General features: G+C 33.0%; 1 protein-coding gene and 1 pseudogene. One reads left to right on the top strand and one right to left on the bottom strand.

The window, feature by feature from the left end:
• Nucleotides 1-535 (bottom strand): DUF3576 domain-containing protein (locus tag AMN95_RS05340; protein WP_075522925.1); only part of this gene is annotated, 535 nt, incomplete at its 3' end.
• A gap of 170 nt (nucleotides 536-705) precedes the next feature.
• Between AMN95_RS05340 and AMN95_RS05335 the strand changes: the two are divergent.
• A pseudogene (locus AMN95_RS05335) lies at nucleotides 706-1,235 on the top strand (hypothetical protein); the annotation flags it as partial.

Genomic DNA, 1,235 nt, shown 5'->3' with positions numbered 1-1,235 from the left:
ATTTATTTGGAATTAAATCTGATATTGAAAGCTGGTTTTTTTTTTCAGATACTTGTGTTTCAATTTCAGCAGCTTTTTTTAATATCGCAAATTTGATTTCATTGTTTGTTGAATTATTTAGTTCATTTATTACACAATTGTTGAATGTTTTACATTCCCTTTTATGAATTATAACTTTAATTGCATCAGATCTTATTTCATTGGTTAAAAATCTCACAGCAATCTTTAACTCTTCAGTGCTTTTACCATCACTAAACCAATCAGTAATAATTATACCACCTCCATAATCTACAACTCCTAGAGGAGCAAAACTGAGTTTTTCCATAGTTGCTCGCCACATTGGATTTGATGATGCAAACATAAAATCCCCACCATTTTTATTAATAGTGCCTAATCTAAAACCTCTACCTTCATTCATATTTTTTTGAACACGTTCATTTGCGTTAACAGGAACCTTTCTTGCATCAGCTGGTCTCCAGACCCCGCATGAACTCAACATTATTGAAATTAGAATAAATATTAAAATGTTTTTCATTTATTTAACTTAATAGTGCTTAAAAGCCTTAATTTAAAGCCGAATTTAAATAGTGTGATATAATAGCAACACATATTATTAAAATACTAAATTTTGCTAATTATTAGCCAAAATATCAGAAAATCTAATATTTTATGGACATTCATATATGAAAACAAAAGGAGTAAATTATGAATAATTTGAAAAAACTGGGGTTAACTGCTTTAGCTGGTTCTCTTGCGGTTTCATCAGCATACGCTGCTGAAATGACTGTAAGTGGTGCTACGCTATTAACGTACACTTCAGAACATGACAATGAAACAACTGGTAACCCATTTGGTATGAAAACAAATATTGCATTCACTGCATCAGGTGATGTTAATGGTTACACAGTTTCATACATGCAAACATCAAAAGACCAATTTGCTGGTATGTCATCAGCTAGATTGTCAGTTGATATGGGTGATATGGGAACAATTGCTTTTGACCAAGGATCAGGATCAGGTTTAGCTACAATCGATGATAAAACACCGACTGCAGCAGAAGAAATCTGGGATGGTCTAGATACTACTACATCAGGAAGAGTTGGTGCTGTAGGTTCTTCAGGAGTATTTAACTACATCAAAGATCTTGGTGGTATGACTTTAAATGCTGCTGTAAGAAGAGGTAGTGGAACTAACAATTCAGACGGTTCTTCATCTGGAACTAGCTTAGGTTCTGG

This window comes from Candidatus Pelagibacter communis (assembly GCF_001180185.1).
In the GTDB taxonomy this organism is placed as follows: domain Bacteria; phylum Pseudomonadota; class Alphaproteobacteria; order Pelagibacterales; family Pelagibacteraceae; genus Pelagibacter; species Pelagibacter ubique_F.
The sequence above is the reverse complement of the archived record's forward strand: the minus strand, read 5'-3'. Positions and strand labels throughout refer to the sequence as shown.